Source organism: Streptomyces sp. NPDC001108, assembly GCF_053598535.1.
The window spans coordinates 32,176-46,095 of the sequence record NZ_JBSFKL010000002.1 but is presented as its reverse complement, the minus strand read 5'-3'; the positions used below and the strand labels follow the sequence as shown (position 1 = coordinate 46,095).

Sequence of the window (13,920 nt, the reverse complement as noted above, 5' to 3'; positions counted from 1 at the left end):
CCCGCCCGGACGGAGTACGCCGCGACGCACCCCGTGCCGCGTCCGCCGGGATCCGTACCTCCCCTGTCAAGGTGGAGGGCGTGAAGGCCATCCGTCGGTTCACCGTGCGCCCCGTCCTGCCCGAACCCCTCCGACCGCTCAGCGAGCTCGCCCGCAACCTGCGCTGGTCCTGGCACGCCGGGACCAGAGAACTGTTCCGGGCCGTGGCCCCGGAGGCCGAGGAGGACGACCCGGCGCGGGAGTGCGACCCGGTCCGGCTGCTCGGCGCCGTCACCGCCGGACGGCTCGGCGAGCTGGCCCGGGACGAACCGTTCCTGCACCGGCTGGCCGCGGCCGCCCAGGACCTCCAGGACTACCTGGAGCGGCCCCGCTGGTACCAGGAGCAGCTGGCGCGCGGCGCCGAACTCCCCGACGCCGTCGCCTACTTCTCGCCCGAGTTCGGGGTGACCGCCGCACTGCCCCAGTACTCCGGCGGGCTCGGCATCCTCGCCGGGGACCACCTCAAGGCCGCCAGCGACCTCGGCGTCCCCCTCATCGGCGTCGGCCTGCTCTACCGGCACGGCTACTTCCGCCAGAGCCTGTCGCGCGACGGCTGGCAGCAGGAGCACTACCCGGTCCTCGACCCGAACGAGCTGCCGCTCGCCCTGCTGCGGGAGCCCGACGGCACCCCGAGCCGGGTGGTGCTGGACCTGCCCGGCGGCCGTTCGCTGCACGCCCGGATCTGGCAGGCCCAGGTCGGCCGGGTCCCGCTGCTGATGCTCGACTCCGGCGTGGAGGAGAACGCGCCGGGCGAACGCGAGGTCACCGACCGGCTGTACGGCGGCGGCAGCGAGCACCGGCTCCTCCAGGAGATGCTCCTCGGCATCGGCGGCGTCCGCGCGGTACGGGCGTACTGCCGCCTCACCGGCCATCCGGCGCCCGAGGTCTTCCACACCAACGAGGGCCACGCCGGCTTCCTCGGGCTCGAACGCGTCCGGGAACTCTCCGGAACCTGCCTCGGCCTCGACGCCGCGACGGAGACCGTACGGGCCGGCACCGTCTTCACCACCCACACCCCGGTGCCCGCCGGCATCGACCGCTTCGAACGCGACCTCGTCGCCCGGTACTTCGGCGACGACGGCGCACTCCCCGGCGTCCCCGCCGAACGCGTCCTGGAGCTGGGCACCGAGACCTGGCCCGGCGGCGACCCGGGCGTCTTCAACATGGCGGTGATGGGCCTGCGGCTCGCCCAGCGGGCCAACGGCGTCTCCACCCTCCACGGCGCGGTCGGCCGCCGCATGTTCGCCGGGCTGTGGCCGGGCTTCGACGCCGCCGAGGTGCCCCTCACCTCCGTCACCAACGGGGTGCACGCGCCCACCTGGGTGGCGCCCGAGATCCTCCGGCTCCGCGCCCGACACGGCGCCGCCCCCGGCCGCTGGGACACCGCCGCCGAGATCCCCGACCGGGAGCTGTGGGAGCTGCGCCGCTCGCTGCGCGCCCGGCTCGTCACCGAGGTCCGCCACCGGCTGCGCGCCTCCTGGCTGGAACGGGGCGCCGCCCCCGCCGAACTCGGCTGGATCGACGGGGTGCTCGACCCGGACGTCCTGACGATCGGCTTCGCCCGCCGCGTCCCCTCGTACAAGCGGCTGACGCTGATGCTCCGCGACCGGGAGCGGCTGACCGGGCTGCTGCTCCACCCGGACCGCCCGGTCCAGATCGTCGTCGCGGGCAAGGCCCACCCGGCCGACGACGGCGGGAAGCGGCTGGTCCAGGAGCTGGTCCGGTTCTCCGACGACCCCCGGGTGCGCCACCGGGTGGTCTTCCTGCCGGACTACGGCATGGCCATGGCCCAGCGGCTCTACCCGGGCTGCGACGTGTGGCTGAACAACCCGCTGCGCCCGCTGGAGGCGTGCGGCACCAGCGGGATGAAGGCCGCGCTCAACGGCTGCCTCAACCTGTCGGTGCGCGACGGCTGGTGGGACGAGTGGTACGAGCCGGACTTCGGCTGGGCGATTCCCACCGCCGACGGACCGGTCGTGGACGAGGAGCGCCGCGACGACCTGGAGGCGGCCGCGCTCTACGAACTGATCGAGGACCGCATCGCGCCGCGCTTCTACGACCGGGGCGGGGAGGGGCTGCCGGAGCGCTGGATCGAGATGGTCCGTCGCACCCTCGGCGTGCTCGGGCCGAAGGTGCTGGCCGGGCGGATGGTGGGGGAGTACGTGGAGCGGCTGTACGGGCCCGCCGCACGCGCCGGACGCGCCCTGGACGCCGGGACGGCCCGCCGCCTGGCGGAGTGGAAGGCCAAGGTCCGCGCCGCCTGGCCGCAGGTGGCCGTCGACCATGTGGAGGCCGAGCCGTCCACCGCGGCGGACGGCTCCGCCGAGCTGGGCGCCACCCTGACCCTGCGGGTCCGGGCCGCCCTCGGGGAGCTGGACCCGGGCGACGTGGAGGTGCAGGCGGTGGCGGGCCGGGTGGACACGGCGGACGGCATCTCCGACGCCCAGGTCTTCCCGCTGAAACCGGCCGGCGGCCAGGACCTGGAGGGCCGCTGGCTGTACGAGGGGCCGCTCGCCCTGGACCGCACCGGCCCGTACGGCTACACGGTGCGGGTGCTCCCGGCCCATCCGCTGCTGGCGTCCGGGGCGGAGCTGGGCCTGGTGGCGCTGCCCCCGGAGAAGGCGGCGGGGGAGGGCGACGGGGCGGCCGGCGGGCCGATGCGCTGACCGGCCGGAACGCGGAACCGCCCGGCGGGAGCGTGGACTCCCGCCGGGCGGTGGTCACCGGTGCCTGACCGGTGCGGGCTCAGAAGGTGAGCTTGAAACCGTTGATCTTGCCGCTGTCGCCGGTGTACATGTCCTGGACCTTGAGCTTCCAGGTGCCGTTGGCGACCTGCGCCGAGGCGTCGACGGTGTACGTCTCCTTGACGTCGGCCGCGGAGTCGCTGATCGAGGCGCTCTTCAGCCGGTACGAGGTGCCGTTCGGGCCGACCAGGTCGATGTTCAGGTCACCGCGCCAGCTGTGGGTGATGTCCACCGTGACCTTGAGGGCGCTCGGCGCGTTGCCGGTGACACCGGTGACGTTGACCGAGCTGGTGACGGCCGCGCCGTGGTCCGGAATGGCGACCGAGGTGGTGCTCTCGAAGACCGTACCCGGGTTCGGGTTGCCGCCGCCGTCACGGGTGCCGACGTTGACGGCCGCCCAGGCGTCGCCCACCGCCTTGTACTCGGCGCTGGTGGCGCCGTACAGGTCGGCGGCCGCCGCGAGCGTGCCGGTGCGGGCCGCCGCGTAGTTGGTGGTGGAGGTGAACTTGGTGGTGAGCGCCTTGAACCAGATCTTCTCGGCCTTGGCCAGGGAGATGCCGGTCACCGGCAGGCCGTCGGAGGTCGGGGAGTTGTAGGAGACCCCGTTGACGACCTTCGCGCCGCTGCCCTCGGCGAGCAGGTAGAAGAAGTGGTTGGCGATGCCCGAGGAGTAGTGGACGTCGACGTTGCCGACACCCGAGTACCAGGAGTCCTTGGACGCGCCGTCCTTGCTCGGCTTGTCCATGTAACGCAGCGGCGAGCCGTCACCGTTGATGTCGATCTTCTCGCCGATGAGGTAGTCGCCCGGGTCGGCGCTGGTGTTCGAGTAGAACTCGACCGCGCTCGCGAAGATGTCGCTGGTGGCCTCGTTGAGGCCGCCGGACTCGCCGCTGTACACCAGGTTGGCGGTGGACGCGGTGACACCGTGCGACATCTCGTGCGCCGCGACGTCGAGGGCGGTCAGCGGGTGGGTGTTGCCCGAGCCGTCGCCGTACGTCATGCAGAAGCAGCTGTCCTGCCAGAACGCGTTGACGTAGTTGTTGCCGTAGTGGACGCGGGAGTACGCGCCGACGCCGTCGCCCCGGATGCCGGTGCGGCCCTGGACGTTCTTGTAGTAGTCCCAGGTCTCCGCGGCGCCGTAGTGGGCGTCCGCGCCCGCCGTCTCGGCGTTCGTCGGGGTGCCGTCGCCCCAGGTGTCCGTGGAGTTGGTGAACAGCGTCCCGGTGCCGGACGTACCGTGGTTCAGGTTGTACGTCTTGTGGTTGCCGCGGCCGGTGTCGGTCAGCGTGTACGACGGGGCGGTGCCCAGGGTCACCTTGCCGCTGTACTCGGTGTTGCCGACGCCCTTCTCGACACCCTGCCACTCGAACAGCTTCGCCCCGGTGGCCGCGTCGGTGACGACGTGGAGCTCGTTGGGGGTGCCGTCGTCCTGGAGGCCGCCGACGACGGTCTCGTAGGCGAGCTGCGGCTTGCCCTGCGCCATCCAGACGACCTTGCGGGGAGCCTGGCTGGCCTCGGTCTTCTTCGACCCGTCGGCCTTGGCGAGGCCCAGGGCCTGGCTCTCGGCCTTGGCGGGCGCGATGTCCGCCTTCAGGTCCACGGCCTTCAGCTCCGTGCTGGTCACCCGGGACGCCTTGGTGACGCCCAGCGTCTTGCCGGCCTTGCTCTCCTCGACGACCATGTCGCCGCCGAGCACCGGCAGGCCCGCGAAGGTGCGCTCGTAACGCGTGTGCGTGGTGCCGTCGTTGTCCTGGATGACGTCCTTGACGACGAGCTTCTCCTGGGCGCCGAGGCCGAGGCCCTTGGCCGTGGCCGCCTTGGTCGCGTCGGCCTCGCGGATCAGCTCGGCCCGCTGGGAGGGCGAGAGCTGCTTGGGCAGGGCCCCGGTCCGGGCCCCGACGGTCGCCTGTGCCGCGGCGGAGCCGGTGGGGGTGGCGGTGGCGGTGCCGGTCTGGACACCGACGGCGAGGAGGGCTGCTGCGGCGATCAGAGCGCCGGTCGCGGTGGCACGACGGCTGTGCGTGGATCTCACGCGGACTCCTTCTGCGAGGGGGGTACCGGCGGCTCAGACGAGCCGTCCGGGGTGAGCGAGAAGTGCGCAGAACGGGGTGAAGGTTGTCAGCCGCGGGCCGTTCCTGTCAGGAGCGCGTCAACAACTTGGCCGGAACTCGTTCGTTGCCGGAAAGGTCATGTTCGTTAAGCGGACGTTTCGCGGATCACCACCGGGGCGGTGCGGCTCTCACATACGGGCCGGGTCCGGTGGCGGGAGCCGAGGTGGGCTCACGGGCGTCGCATTCGAACAGGCTTCACGGGAAGAGGAGTTCGGGGCTGGCCGAGATGGGCTACGGATGTGGCTGAATTCCCACCGTCCGCTCCGCGGTGTACGTCCCCCAACACGCTTCCCCGGGCACACGGCGGCGGCCGGCGCCGCCCCTCGGTGGGGGCGACGCCGGCCGCGGGCGGGGGAGGCGTCAGATCGTGAGCACCATCCGGAAGCGGGCGGTGCCGGAGAGCATCTTGCGGTACGCCTCCTCGGCCCCGTCCAGCGGAACCGTCTCGGTCATCGGACGGATGCCGTGCAGGGCGCTGAACGCGAGGGTGTCCTGCACGTCCTGCGCGGTGCCGGAGGGATGGCCCCGGACGACCCGGCCGGACATCAGCAACTGGTTGGGGCTGATCCCCAGCGGCTCCGCGTCCGCCCCGATCACCACCAGCTCGCCGCGCGGGGCCAGCCCGTCCACGGTCGCCGTGATCGCCTCGGAGCTGGCGGCGGTGGCCAGGACGACCCGGGCCCCGCCCAGGGACTGGAGCGCGTCCGCCACGGCGATGTCCGCCGTGCTGTCGACGTAGTGGTGCGCGCCCAGCTCCCGCGCGAACCCGGCCTTGGCACCGCCGCGTGCGATCGCCACCGTCTCGAAGCCCATCGCCGCCGCGTACTGCACCCCCAGATGGCCCAGACCGCCGATCCCGAGCACCGCGACCAGGTCCCCGGGCCGGGCGGCACTGCGCCGCAGCCCGTTGTACGTGGTCACCCCGGCGCAGGCCATCGGCGCCGCGTCGGCCGCCGTCAGCGCGTCCGGGATCCGGGCCAGGGCGTCCGCCGGAACCGTCACGCTCTGCGCGTACCCTCCGTCGTACGCCCACCCGGGCACCTTCAGGTTCACGCACACCACGAAGTCGCCCCGGCGGCACGGGACGCAGTGCCCGCAGCTCCCGCCGAACCAGCCCACCGCCACCCGGTCGCCCACCTGCCAGGCGTCCTCCGTGCCCGCGCCCAGCTCCGCGATCCGCCCGGCGATCTCGTGCCCCGGCACCACCGGGAACCGCACCCCCGGCACCAGGTCCTCCACGAACAGGGTGTCGCTGTGGCAGATCCCGCAGGCCTCCACCGCCACCCGGACCTGCCCCGGGCCGGGCTCGGACACCACCCGCTCGACGACTTCGAGGGGGCCGCCGGCGGCGGCCGCCTGCGCGACTCGGTACACACGGGGAACGCTGCTCATCCGACCCTCCGGGGGCATCTGCGAACGGGCCCCCCTGGGACGGGTCGTCGAACCGTCCGGCCCCAGTAGACCAGCTCGGGCCCGTGCGGACGCGCGTGACGCACGGAGCGTCCGGCGGATCCGGTCCGGGTGCCGGGTGCCGGGTTCGGGTTCGTGAAGGTGCGGGTGCGGGCCTGGCGCGCCCCGGCTGCCGGGATGCCGTGGCGCGGCCCCCGGGTCAGGCCGCCGGCGACGGACCGCCCCCGCCGTGCCAGGACCGCCAGAGCGCCGCGTACGTCCCACCGGCCGCCACGAGCTCGTCATGGGTGCCCAGTTCCGTGATCCGGCCGCTCTCCATCACGGCCACCCGGTCCGCGTCCTGCGCCGTCTGGAGCCGGTGCGCCACGGCGACGACGGTCCGGCCCGCCAGCACCGCCGCCAGCGCCCGCTCCGTGTGCCGGGCCGTCCCCGGGTCCAGCAGCGCCGTCGCCTCGTCGAGGACCAGCGCGTGCGGATCGGCCAGCACCACCCGCGCCAGGGCGAGCTGCTGGGCCCGCGCGCCGTCCGGCCGGTGCGCCCCGGGGCCCAGGTCGGTGTCGAGCCCGTCCGGCAGCCACTCGGCCCCGTCGTCGACGCCCACCGCGGCCAGCGCGGCGCGCAGTTCGGCGTCGTCGGCGTCCGGCGCGGCGATCCTCAGGTTGTCCCGGAGCGTGCCGAGGAAGACGTGCTGCTCCTGGGTGACCAGGACGACCTGGCGGCGCGGCCGTTCGGCGGCCGGCCCGGCGACCGGCGCCCGCCCCACCGTCACCGACCCGGTCCGGGGCGCGTCCAGCCCGGCCAGCAGCCTGCCCAGCGTCGTCTTGCCCGCCCCGGAGGGGCCCACGACCGCGAGCCGCTCCCCGGGACGGACCGTCAGATCGACCCCGCGCAGCACGTCGTCCCCGCCGTCGTACGCGTACGACACGCCCCGCACCTCGATCCGGCCGTCGGCCGGTACGGAGGCCGCTTCGGGGACCGGGACGGGGGAGGGCGCCGGCACCTGCGCCGTGGAGCCCACGCCCTCGACCCGGGCGAAGGAGGCCCCGCTGCTCTGGAGCTGCTCCAGCCGCTGGAGGACCGTGTCCAGCGGCTGGGAGAGCTGCCGCAGATACAGCGCCGCGGCCACCACCGCACCGATGCTCACCGCACCCCGCGCGTGCAGCGCCCCGCCGAGCAGCAGCACCCCGGCCACCGGCACCACGTACGAGACGTCGATCGCCGGGAAGAGCACACTGCGCAGGAACAACGTCCGCGTCCTGGTCCGCAGGCACTCCTCGGCCGCCGCCCCGCAGGCCGCGATCCGCCGCTCCTGGAGCCCGAGCGCCTCGACGGTACGGGCGCCCCGCGCCGTCTCCGCGAGCTGCTGGGCGAGCGCGGAGTTGGCACGCCCCTCGGCCAGGTACGCGGCCGGTGCCCGGCGCAGGTACCAGCGCGCGGCGAACCAGATCCCGGTCAGCCCCAGCACCCCGCAGACACCGAGCAGCGGATCGAGCGCGACGACCGCGCCGACGATGAACAGCGCCTGCACCGAGGAGATCAGCACCTCCGGACCGGCGTCCCGCAGCGTGGCGCCGACCAGGGCTACATCAGTCGTGCCCCGGGTCAGCAGATCGCCCGTACCGGCCCGCTCCGCCACCCGGGCGGGCAGCGCCAGCGTCCGTTCGGTGAACTCCTCGCGGATGCGCGCCAGGGCCCGTTCGCCGAAGCGGTGCCCCACCGAACCGGCCCAGCGGACCAGCAGCAACTGCGCCACGGCGAAGCCGAGCAGGGCGAGCGCCAGCCGGTCCACCGCGGCCGCCCCGCCGCCGGCCACGACCTCGTCGACGATCCGCCCGAGCAGCCACGGGCCGACCAGACCGGCCCCGGCGGCCAGCGCGTTGAGCCCGATCATCGCGGCGAAGGCGCGACCGTCCAGCCGGACCAGCCGCACCGCCGCCCGGAACGTACGGGACGGCCCGGCGACGGGCAGCCCCCGGGATTCCCGCCCGGTCACGGTGCTCATCGCACGCCCTCCTCGTACGGTGCGCCGGGCGGCCCGCCGACCGGGTCGTCGTCCGTGCCCCGGGACACCAGGCGCCGGTAGCCGGGCTCCCGTTCCAGCAGCTCGTGGTGGCTCCCGGTGGCCGCGACCCGGCCCTCGACCAGGTAGTGCACGGTGTCCGCCCGGTCCAGCACGAGCGGCGAGGTGCTGGTGACGAGCGTGGTGCGGCCCGCCCGGGCGGCCCGCAGCCGGTCCGCCACGGCCGCCTCGGTGTGCGCGTCCACCGCCGAGGTGGGCTCCACCGCCAGCAGCACCTCGGGATCGGCCAGCAGTGCCCGCGCCAGCCGGATCCGCTGGCGCTGGCCCCCGGAGAGATTGCCGCCCCGCGCGTCCACCGGCGCGTCCAGCCCGTCCGGCAGCCCGCGCACGATGTCCTCGGCCACGGCCGCGTACAGGGCGCGCTCGATGGCCTCCGCGTCCCGGTCCCGGGCACCGCCGAGCACCTCGCGCAGCGGCCCGGCGAACAGTTCGGCGTCGTTGTCCGCGACCAGGATCCGGCTCCGCACCCGCGCCGGATCGACCTCGTCCAGCCGTACGTCCCCCCAGGTCACCGCCGAATCGGTGAACCGCCCCAGCCGCTCGACCACCGCCGCCGACCGGCCCGGCCGGGCACCGGCCAGCGCGGTCAGCCGCCCCGGCACCACCTCCACCCCGGACTCCGGGTCACGCAGCACGGCGGGCCCGGCGGGCGGGTCCGCCCCGATCCCGTCCCCGCTCCCCGCGCCGGGCCCCAGGGACAGGAAGCGGACGACCCGGCGGGCGGCGACCAGCCCCCGGCTCAGGTCGTAACCGCCCTCGATGAAGAACTCGACCGGCACCACCAGCACCGCCGCGTACCCGTACACCGCGACCAACTCGCCCACGCTGATGGTTCCTTCGGCCGCCATCCGGGCCGCCAGCCAGGTCACCACCCCGAGGAACAGGGTCGGCAGACCCACCCCGAGCGCCCGTATCCAGCTCGTCACCGCGCCGACCCGGTACCCCTCCTCGCACAGCTCCCGCGAGGAGCGCCGGAAACGCTCGGCGTACACCTCCTTGCCGCCGATGCCGTTGAGCACCCGCAGCCCCCCGACCATGTCCTCGAACCGGCCCGCGAGCAGCCCCTGCCGCTCCCGGTACGCCGCCTCCACCCCCTGCAACCGCCCCAGCAACGGCCCCACCAGCACCATCAGCAACGGCACCCCGACCAGCACCACGACGGCGAGCAGCGGATCGACCGCCAGCAGCAGCCCGGCCACCACGACGAAGGCGAGCACCGTGCCCACCCCGGGGCCGGTGATGGTCAGTGTGTTCGCGATCATGGCGACGTCACCGAACCCGATGGTGACGACCTCCCCGGCGGTGACCTTGCGCGGCAGCTCGCCACCCAGCCGGGTCGCCTGTGCGACGACGGCCCGCACCGACCGGAGGACGGCGTCCAGCCGCACCCGGGTCATCGTGCGGTGCCGCATGATCGCCAGCCAGGCGTTCAGCACCCCCACCCCCAGCAGCGCCGCGACCCACCCGCCCAGCGCGGGCCAACTCCCCGGCCGCAGACCGTCGTCGATCGCCCGGGAGAGCAGATAGGGCGGCAGCGCCAGACAGACCATCCACGCACTGCCCAGCACCGAACCCGCCGCGACCCGGCGGCGCTGGCAGACGATCAGCCACCACAGATACCGAAGGGGTCCCCGGAGATCGGGCGGCCGTACGCCCCGCTCGCCGTGCCGCCCTGGCCGCTCTCGCATCGGAGCCCCTCCCCCTGGAGTCGGTCGAGCACGCCCGCCGAAGCGCGTTCCGTGGAGCGTACCGACAGGGTGTACGTGCAGTCGGCGTCGGGGACCACGACGAGCAACGGGGACCCGTCCCTGAGGAGTTCGTGTGCGGCGCGCTGGCTGCGCCGGTCCTCGTACCAGGCGCGGAGGTCGGCGAGGTGCCCGCAGCCCGTGTCGAGGTCGAGCCGGTCCGCGATCCACAACGCCTGCCCGCCGAGCCAGCAACGGGGGCCAGTGCGTCCAGGTCGCCGCCAACCTGATCGCCCCGCATGGCGTGGTCCTGATCCTGGCCGGGGACCCGGACACCGCCCTGCGCGGTACGGCGGCGACCGGACTGGCCGCCTCCCCGGACCGGAGCCCCGCCGTCGCCGACGCCCTGTGGACGCTGCTCGACGAGGACGACCCGATCACCCGCCTGGAAGCCGCCTACGGCCTCGCCCTGCGCGACGACCCCCGCACCGCCGACGCCATCGACCGGCTCGGTCCTCTCAATCGCTTCGATCCCGATCACCGCGCCAACGCCCTGTGGGACTGGAAGCGGCGGAGAGCGAGCACCCCCGCAGGGTGATCTGCCGGGTCAGACGGTGCCGAACTCCCCCGCCTTCACGCCCGCCACGAACGACGAAGCGGGAACGCTCAGCACCGGACCACCCGGGTTCTTCGAGTCGCGGACGGGGACAGCGCCCCGGTGATCCGAGGGAGGAGGACCGGGTCGCCCGTGCCCGCCCGGCACGCGTTCATCCTCACCATGGCGTCCGGATCGCGGACGAGGGCGGCCAGTGCGGTCCTGGCCGCGTCGGTGAGGGGAACACCGTCGCCGACGAAGGCGGCGGGGACCTCGCGGCGTACGCGGGGGTCGGGATGGTCGGCGTAGCGGAGCCCGATCGCCTCCAGGTCGGGGTGCTCGTACTGGGTGAAGGCTTCGAGCACGTGCGCCAGCACCTCCCTGTCCGTCTCCTCGGCCGCCCAGACGGCCAGCAGATCGCTCGCCTCCGTCAAGAAGGACGGGGTGGAATCGGTGATGCTCCGCATCCACAGACAGCGCGCGACGACGCTGCGGTGCTCGGGGTCGGGGTGGTGCCGGTGGGCGACCAGGGCCGACCAGGTCTCGGGGCTGCGGCGCCGGCAGAGGACCCAGCAGACCTGCCACCAGGTCGCCTGGTCCTCGTCCGGCCGCCCCGCGGCGCGGGCGATCAGCTCGTCCACCGGGGTGAGGACGCGGAAGGCCCACTCCAGCGCCGTCAGGATCGCGCCGTGCCCGGCCCGTGCGACGAGGCCGCCCAAGGAGACCTGGCCGACCGTTTCCCAGGAGTACACGCCGTCCTGGACCGGGACCGCCACGGCGGGGCCCGGCGCACCGGTCCGGCGCCGCAGCTCTTCCGGGGCACCCGTCTCGTACCAACGCCGGGCCAGGGCGAGCAGCGCCTCGCGCGTGTCCCGCGGCAGCCGTAGCCGGGGCTCGTCGCCCAGCACCGCCGAGAAGCCCGCCGGGGAGCCGCCGTCGACGGCCCGCCACAGCGGGGTGGTCCCGTCGGGGAGCATCCGGTCGGGGTCCGCGCCGCCCTCCACCAACGCCTCGGCCACCGGGGCGTCGTAGGCGGCCACGGCCGAGCACAGCAACGGCAGCCCGTCCGCGTCCACCGCGTCGGGACGCGCGCCCTCGTCCAGCAGAGCCCGAACGGTCCCGGCGTCCCCTGCCCGTACCGCCGCTGCGAGGCGACCGTCGAGCGCGCCCTCATCCATGTGTTCCCCCGCCCACCCGGGGGCGCCGACGTCGGCGCCCCCACGCCCAGCCGTCCCGAACCCGGCGGAACGACAACCCGGCAGGTCCTCGGTACGGCCAGACGGGTGACTGATTCACTCGTGCGTGTTCCGAGGGTGCGCCACCTGGCTGAGCTGGGCAGCTTCCGGCCGGAGCGGGTCGCGACCCGGCGGCCCGACCATCACCTCTCGGGAGACTCTATGCGTATTCGGACGGCACTCGCCGCTCTCACCCTCGCTACGGCCGGCCTGATCGGTGCGGCAGGCGCCGCCTGCGCCCAGGAAGGGCCCGACGCGAACTGGGGCCAGGGCCAGTTCATCGTCAACCAGGACGGTGCGGGCGTCGAGAGCGCCCAGTCGTCCGTGGCGGCGGACGGCGTCAGCCACGCCGGCTTCTGGATCTGGTCGGACGCGAACGGTGTCTCCGGTTCGTTCAACGGCTCCGGCGCCACCTGGAACAACGACTAGACCTCCATACCCCGCACGACACACGAAACACACCGCATGACACCGGCGCTTCCGTTCGGCTCCAGGGCCGGGCGGAAGCGCTGCGTCGTTCCGCCCCCACGACGACCGCCCGCCCCCGGACCCCTCGCCCCGCCAATCGACTTGGGAGAGTCACGACCATGGCGACGGCCGAGCCGCTGCTCACCACCATCGACGATGTCATCGCCCGCATGGAGCAGATCGACACCGAACTCGACCCCCGCGACGGGGTCGCCTGTTTCAACCACATGTATCTGAAGGTCACCAAGCTGGTGAAGGAGAACATCACCGCCGGCACCTTCGGCGACAGCGCGTTCCTGGAGAGGATGGACGTCATCTTCGCGGGTCTCTACCTGCGCAACATCGATGCCGACAACGCGGGGCATCCGGTCGACACGGCCTGGGCCCCGCTGTTCGCCGCCCGCGACAACCGGATCATCTGGCCCCTCCAGTTCGCGCTGGCCGGGATGAACGCCCACATCAACCACGACCTGCCCGTCGCCGTCGTCGACACCTGCGCCGAGCGCCGCACCACCCCCGACACCCCGCCGGTCCACCACGACTACGAGAAGGTCAACGACCTCCTCGCCTCCGTCGAGGCCGAGGTGCGTGCCGAGTACGAGCCCAGGATCGCCAAGCTGGCGACCCGGGACGCGGAGGCGCTGAAGCACGCCATCAGCGCCTTCTCCATCTCCGAGGCCCGCGAGGTCGCCTGGCGGACCGCCGAGCAGTTCTGGCTGGAGAAGCACAGCCTCGACCCCCTGGCCTACCGCCACCACGAAGCCGCCGTGGCGCGAACCGTCGCCGGTGCGAGCCAGGGCATCCTCCTGCCCGTCGTCCCCATGCCGCCGGACTGAGGGCGTTGGACATCGGGAGCGGCCGCCGGACCGGAAGAGCCCGGTCCGGGGGCCGCTCCCGAGGGCCGGCCGGTCCGGGACGCCGATGCCCGGCCGGCCGGATGCCGTGCCGCGACGGGCCGTATCCCCGTACACGTCCCCCCGCACGGCAGGTGGTGCTTCGAGGACAGGCGCTACGGCGACCACGGCGCCCAGGGCAGGGCCTCGCGCCAGCCGGGGCGCCCGGCCGCCCAGTCCTGGACCACCCTGGCCACCGGCTCCACCGAGAAGGGGCCCTGGTCGCGGGGGACGGTCGCCTGGAAGTGCCGGTCGGGCCCGCCCTCGCGGTACTCCACCTGGTAACTCATGTCGTCGTTGAGATAGACCTGGATGTAGTGCTGGCCGGCCGGCTCCGCGCCGAGCCGGTTCACGACGACGAACCGCCAGGTGAGGCTCATGTCGGCCAGGAGGTCGTGCAGGGCCTCCTCGGACGGGTCGTCCCAGGTCTTCCCGGTCGCCTCGACGGCCCGGATCATCGGAGAACTCATGGACGTGACGTTAGCGTCCGCCTCCGACAACGCCGTTGCCGCGATCAGCCCTACTCAGCCGTCCTCGCTTCCCGGCCCTGGCCCACTTCGCGCGCGACATCCGCCCCCTCGGGGTGGAGCGCCGCGAGGCGTTCGAGGAGATCCTCGCCGCCCAGCTCGCCCACATCGAGGCGGCGGTCTGAAGGCAGGG

At 74.0% G+C, this 13,920-nt stretch carries 11 protein-coding genes and 1 pseudogene; 5 read left to right on the top strand and 7 right to left on the bottom strand.

Annotated features, from left to right (window positions below):
• Window positions 1-80: 80 nt before the first annotated feature.
• Window positions 81-2,705 (top strand): alpha-glucan family phosphorylase, encoded by a 2,625-nt coding sequence (gene glgP / locus ACWC97_RS05035; RefSeq protein ID WP_450647528.1) that lies wholly within the window; start codon window positions 81-83, stop codon window positions 2,703-2,705.
• A gap of 79 nt (window positions 2,706-2,784) precedes the next feature.
• Here the strand turns inward: glgP and ACWC97_RS05030 are convergent, their stop codons facing one another.
• From ACWC97_RS05030 to ACWC97_RS05010, 5 genes are all read right to left on the bottom strand, one after another.
• The gene (locus ACWC97_RS05030) at window positions 2,785-4,815 is read right to left on the bottom strand and encodes a M4 family metallopeptidase (RefSeq protein ID WP_352277286.1); all 2,031 of its coding nucleotides are present in this window, start codon (window positions 4,813-4,815) and stop codon (window positions 2,785-2,787) included.
• A gap of 439 nt (window positions 4,816-5,254) precedes the next feature.
• Window positions 5,255-6,286: an alcohol dehydrogenase catalytic domain-containing protein gene (locus ACWC97_RS05025; RefSeq protein ID WP_352277288.1), complete on the bottom strand. Its 1,032-nt coding sequence runs from the start codon at window positions 6,284-6,286 to the stop codon at window positions 5,255-5,257.
• A 217-nt stretch (window positions 6,287-6,503) separates the two neighbouring features.
• Entirely contained in the window at window positions 6,504-8,306 is a 1,803-nt protein-coding gene (locus ACWC97_RS05020; RefSeq protein ID WP_450647525.1) for an ABC transporter ATP-binding protein, read from the bottom strand.
• Window positions 8,303-10,072 carry an ABC transporter ATP-binding protein gene (locus ACWC97_RS05015; RefSeq protein WP_450647523.1) on the bottom strand — a complete coding sequence of 590 codons (1,770 nt, stop codon included), beginning with the start codon at window positions 10,070-10,072 and terminating at the stop codon, window positions 8,303-8,305. Before ACWC97_RS05015 ends, ACWC97_RS05020 begins: the two co-directional genes overlap by 4 nt.
• On the bottom strand, window positions 9,988-10,302 hold the full coding sequence (locus ACWC97_RS05010) for a hypothetical protein (RefSeq protein ID WP_450647521.1): 315 nt from the start codon (window positions 10,300-10,302) through the stop codon (window positions 9,988-9,990). The genes ACWC97_RS05015 and ACWC97_RS05010 overlap by 85 nt, the downstream gene beginning before the upstream one ends.
• A 71-nt stretch (window positions 10,303-10,373) precedes the next feature.
• Between ACWC97_RS05010 and ACWC97_RS05005 the strand changes: the two genes are divergently transcribed.
• On the top strand, window positions 10,374-10,667 hold the full coding sequence (locus tag ACWC97_RS05005) for a HEAT repeat domain-containing protein (protein WP_352277294.1): 294 nt from the start codon (window positions 10,374-10,376) through the stop codon (window positions 10,665-10,667).
• Window positions 10,668-10,735: 68 nt separating this feature from the next.
• Here ACWC97_RS05005 and ACWC97_RS05000 read toward each other — a convergent pair whose 3' ends face one another.
• Complete coding sequence (locus tag ACWC97_RS05000; RefSeq protein ID WP_450647519.1) at window positions 10,736-11,842, bottom strand: ankyrin repeat domain-containing protein; 1,107 nt, start codon at window positions 11,840-11,842, stop codon at window positions 10,736-10,738.
• Window positions 11,843-12,061: 219 nt separating this feature from the next.
• Here ACWC97_RS05000 and ACWC97_RS04995 point away from each other — a divergent pair, with 219 nt between their 5' ends.
• Both ACWC97_RS04995 and ACWC97_RS04990 read left to right on the top strand, forming a co-directional pair.
• Complete coding sequence (locus ACWC97_RS04995; RefSeq protein ID WP_352277296.1) at window positions 12,062-12,328, top strand: hypothetical protein; 267 nt, start codon at window positions 12,062-12,064, stop codon at window positions 12,326-12,328.
• Between the two features lie 158 nt (window positions 12,329-12,486).
• On the top strand, window positions 12,487-13,203 hold the full coding sequence (locus tag ACWC97_RS04990; RefSeq protein ID WP_450647516.1) for a DUF5995 family protein: 717 nt from the start codon (window positions 12,487-12,489) through the stop codon (window positions 13,201-13,203).
• 173 nt (window positions 13,204-13,376) lie between these two features.
• Here the strand turns inward: ACWC97_RS04990 and ACWC97_RS04985 are convergent, their stop codons facing one another.
• Complete coding sequence (locus ACWC97_RS04985; protein WP_450647514.1) at window positions 13,377-13,730, bottom strand: hypothetical protein; 354 nt, start codon at window positions 13,728-13,730, stop codon at window positions 13,377-13,379.
• A 68-nt stretch (window positions 13,731-13,798) separates the two neighbouring features.
• On the opposite strand from ACWC97_RS04985, the pseudogene ACWC97_RS04980 reads away from it, so the two are divergent.
• Window positions 13,799-13,912 (top strand): annotated as a pseudogene (locus ACWC97_RS04980) (TetR/AcrR family transcriptional regulator); the annotation flags it as partial.
• Window positions 13,913-13,920 lie beyond the last annotated feature (8 nt).

What these genes read in the sequence shown, in the direction of transcription:
- ACWC97_RS05015 (WP_450647523.1), bottom strand. Translation starts at nt 10,072, where the DNA reads ATGCGAGAGCGGCCAGGGCGGCACGGCGAGCGGGGCGTACGGCCGCCC.
- ACWC97_RS05020 (WP_450647525.1), bottom strand. Translation starts at nt 8,306, where the DNA reads ATGAGCACCGTGACCGGGCGGGAATCCCGGGGGCTGCCCGTCGCCGGG.
- ACWC97_RS05025 (WP_352277288.1), bottom strand. Translation starts at nt 6,286, where the DNA reads ATGAGCAGCGTTCCCCGTGTGTACCGAGTCGCGCAGGCGGCCGCCGCC.
- ACWC97_RS05000 (WP_450647519.1), bottom strand. Translation starts at nt 11,842, where the DNA reads ATGGATGAGGGCGCGCTCGACGGTCGCCTCGCAGCGGCGGTACGGGCA.
- ACWC97_RS04995 (WP_352277296.1), top strand. Translation starts at nt 12,062, where the DNA reads ATGCGTATTCGGACGGCACTCGCCGCTCTCACCCTCGCTACGGCCGGC.
- ACWC97_RS04990 (WP_450647516.1), top strand. Translation starts at nt 12,487, where the DNA reads ATGGCGACGGCCGAGCCGCTGCTCACCACCATCGACGATGTCATCGCC.
- ACWC97_RS04985 (WP_450647514.1), bottom strand. Translation starts at nt 13,730, where the DNA reads ATGAGTTCTCCGATGATCCGGGCCGTCGAGGCGACCGGGAAGACCTGG.